We start from the raw sequence: 3,801 nt of genomic DNA on the forward strand, positions 1-3,801 counted from the left end.
ACTGGACCGCGGAGCGCCGCGCGGCGGCCCTCGCGACCGATCCGGCCGCCGCCCCGTCGAGCGCGGCCGACCCCCAGAGCGCGTCCGCCGCCGGACGGCTGTCCCTCCGGTCGGTCCCCGACGACGCCGGCGCCCTCTCCCCGGGCCAGGTGTCGCACGCGGACCTGCCGTCCGTCGGCGTCCTCTTCTACGTCGCCGGCGGCCGCGACCGGGCGTGCACGGCCGGCGTCGTGGCGACCGCCGACGGCGACGCCATCGCGACCGCGGCCCACTGCCTCTACGACCGGGACGCGCGCACCGCGACCACCCTCGCGACCTTCATCCCCGGCGCCCAGGGGGCCACCGCTCCGCACGGCATCTGGCCGGTGCGGGTCGCCGCCGTGTCCACCGCCTGGACGGCGTCGGGGAACCCGGCCGACGACGCCGGCTTCGCGCGCGTGCGCGGTCCCGTCGGGCCGACCCTCGCCGCCTCCGTGGGCGCCGCGGTGCCCGTCTTCGGATCCGCGCTGGTCCCGCCGGCCGGCCTCGCGCCGCGCCTGTCCGTCCTCGGCTACCCCGCCGCGGGATCCCCGACGGCCGTGCTCGAGGCGTGCGCGGGACGCCCGCACCACGACGCCGGCGCCCAGGTGGCGCTGCCCTGCGCGCTCGAGAAGGGCTCCGCGGGGTCGCCGGTGGTGACGGCTGCGGGCGAGCAGCGGGCGGTGGTCGCCCGGCCGTCCGCCGGCCGAGGGGTGCTGCTCGCCACCTGGGGTGCCGACGCCGAGCAGGCGCTCGCCTCCCTGCACGCGCGATAGCGCCCTCCACGTGCCGCCGGGTCCCCGGGCGGCGGTGCCATGGCCGGTGAGCGCCGGTCCGGGCACCGCTGCCTGGGGATCGCCCTTCGTGCACGAAGCAGTCGCGGGAGCGCGAGCATACTGAACCGGTGACCATCGAACTCCCTCCCATCAGCCGCTCCTACATCAGCCGTCCGTACCCCCTCGGGGCGACCGTCGTCGCTCGCGACGGCGGACTGCCCAGCGGGCTCAACGTCGCCGTCTACTCCGAGACCGCGGAGGCCGTCGAGGTCTGCGTGTTCGACGACGCGGGCACCGAGACCCGCACGCGACTCTCCGAGCGCACCGGCCACGTCTTCCACGGCCTCGTCGAGGGCGCCGGCATCGGCACGCGCTACGGCCTGCGCGTCCACGGCGAGTGGGACCCGTCCCGCGGCCTCCGCCACAACCCGGCCAAGCTCCTCCTCGACCCGTACGCCATCGCGATCGAGGGCCACCCCACCTGGGGCGAGGACGTGTTCGCGCACACCTTCGACGACCCGAACGTGATGAACGACGCCGACTCCGCCGCCTCCATGCCCCGCTCCGTCGTCGCGGACCGCCGCTTCGACTGGGAGGACGACGAGGCCCCGCGCACGCCCCTCGACGAGACCGTCGTCTACGAGGTCCACGTCAAGGGCTTCACCGAGCGGCTCGAGTCGGTGCCCGAGGAGATCCGCGGGACGTACGCGGGCCTCGCCCACCCGAGCGCCATCGAGTACCTGACCGACCTGGGCGTGACGAGCGTCGAGCTCCTGCCCGTGCACCACTTCATGCAGGACTCGCACCTCGAGGAGAAGGGCCTCCGCAACTACTGGGGCTACAACTCCATCGGCTTCCTCGCGCCCTACTCCGACTACAGCTCCGCGGGCGACGGCGGCCAGCAGGTCGCCGAGTTCAAGGAGATGGTCAAGGCCCTGCACGCGGCCGGCCTCGAGGTCATCCTCGACGTGGTCTACAACCACACCGCCGAGGGCAACCACATGGGGCCGTCGCTGTCGCTCAAGGGCATCGACAACGCGTCCTACTACCGGCTCGTGGAGGGCGACGAGGCGTCGTACTTCGACACCACCGGCACCGGCAACAGCCTGAACGTCGGCCACCCGGCCGCGCTCGCGCTCATCATGGACTCGCTCCGCTACTGGGTCGAGGAGATGCACGTCGACGGCTTCCGCTTCGACCTCGCCACGACGCTCACGCGCCAGGACGGCGACGCCGAGCTGCACAGCGCGTTCCTCACGCTGATCCACCAGGACCCGGTGCTCGCGCCGGTGAAGATGATCGCCGAGCCGTGGGACACCGCCGGCTACCAGGTCGGCGGCTTCCCCGCCGACTGGTCCGAGTGGAACGGCAAGTTCCGCGACGACGTGCGCGACTTCTGGCACAGCGGGCAGAACGTGCTCGGCGCGCTCGCCCAGCGGATCACGGGCAGCCCGGACGTCTACGAGTCCGGCCGCCGCTCGCCCCTGTGCAGCGTGAACTTCATCACGGCGCACGACGGGTTCACGCTCGCCGACCTCACCGCCTACGACGAGAAGCACAACGAGGCCAACGGCGAGGACAACAACGACGGCGAGAGCGACAACCGCTCCTCCAACGCCGGCGTCGAGGGCCCCACGGACGACGCCGAGGTGAACGCGATCCGCGACCGCCAGCGCCGCAACATGCTCGGCACGCTCATGCTCTCCTCGGGCGTCCCGATGGTGCTCGGCGGCGACGAGATCGCGCGCACGCAGGGCGGCAACAACAACGCCTACTGCCAGGACAACGAGATCTCGTGGTTCGACTGGGAGAACGCGGACCGCGACCTGCAGGACTTCACGCGGAAGCTCATCCGCCTGCGCCGCGGCAACCGCGCGCTCCGGCCCATCTGGTTCCGCGGCGACGACGTCGAGGGCCAGGAGGAGGCCGTGCGCTTCATCCGCGCGGACGGCGCGACGCTCGAGCCGAAGGACTGGGAGGACCCGAACGCGTTCAGCATCGGCGTGATCATGAAGGGCAAGGACAGCGACGCGTTCTTCGTCGCGTTCAACGCGGCCGAGGGCCCCGTCGAGTTCCAGCTGCCCGAGGGCCTCGGCGTCTCCTGGCACCTGGCGATCTCGTCGGACTCCGAGCAGAACGTGACGGAGGACGCGACGAGCATCCTCACGCGCGACCGCTCCTTCACGGTGCTCCGGGCCGCGCGCTCGTAGACGCACCGCCCACGACGGGCTGCACGACGACGCGCCCCCGGGAGACCGGGGGCGCGTCGTCGTGCGGGCGGGGGGCGTGCCGACGCGTCGTGCCGGCCGGCCGGGCGCCCGGGCGGGCGGGCGTGCGGGGACGGTGCCGCGCGGGCGTAGCGTGGAGGGTCGCCCGGATCCCACCCCCGGGCATCCGGAGGGACCGCGTGACCGATCCGCCCGCCCCGCGGCCGCCGTCGACCCGCGCGCTCGACCTCGAGGCCGCCGTGCGCGCCAGCGTCGGCCTCCTCGTCCCGCTCCTCGTGCTCCTCGCCGTCGACCGGCTCGACCTCGCGCTCTACGCCTCCTTCGGCGCCTTCACGGGCCTCTACGGCCGGAACGAGCGCTACCGGCTGCGGCTGGCGAGCGTCGGCGCGGCCGCCGGGATGATGCTCGTCGCGATCGCCACGGGCGTGCTGCTCTCGCTCGCCGAGGCGCCGCTGGCGCTCGAGGCCGTGGGGCTCGCGATCGTGCTCGGCGGGGCGTCGCTCGTGTCGACCGCGATGAGCCTCGTGCCGCCGCACCCGCTCTTCCCCGTGTTCGGGCTGGTGGTCTGCGCGGCCGTGCCCGTGGACCCGGCGCAGGCCCGCGACGCCCTCGTGACGGCGGTGGCCGCCATCCTCTTCTCGGCCGGCGTCTGCATGTCCGGCTGGCTGCTGCGCCGGTGGGTGCCGGACGCGCACGCCCACCGCTTCCGCGCGCTGCCCCGGGTCCCCGTGCGGGACGCCGCCGTGCACCGCGATCCGGCCGCGTGGACGGCCGTGGCC

General features: G+C 74.2%; 2 protein-coding genes and 1 pseudogene. All 3 read left to right on the forward strand.

The features are described 5' to 3' along the window. Positions 1 to 794: serine protease (locus Q6969_RS13985; RefSeq protein WP_317230984.1), on the forward strand; the 794-nt coding region annotated here is incomplete at its 5' end. A 128-nt stretch (positions 795 to 922) separates the two neighbouring features. Beyond that, positions 923 to 3,004 (forward strand): glycogen debranching protein GlgX, encoded by a 2,082-nt coding sequence (gene glgX, locus Q6969_RS13990; RefSeq protein WP_317230985.1) that lies wholly within the window; start codon positions 923 to 925, stop codon positions 3,002 to 3,004. 197 nt (positions 3,005 to 3,201) lie between these two features. Then, positions 3,202 to 3,801 (forward strand): annotated as a pseudogene (locus tag Q6969_RS13995) (FUSC family protein); the annotation flags it as partial.

Source organism: Clavibacter sp. MX14-G9D, assembly GCF_032917815.1.
GTDB classification, from domain to species: Bacteria; Actinomycetota; Actinomycetes; order Actinomycetales; family Microbacteriaceae; genus Clavibacter; species Clavibacter michiganensis_K.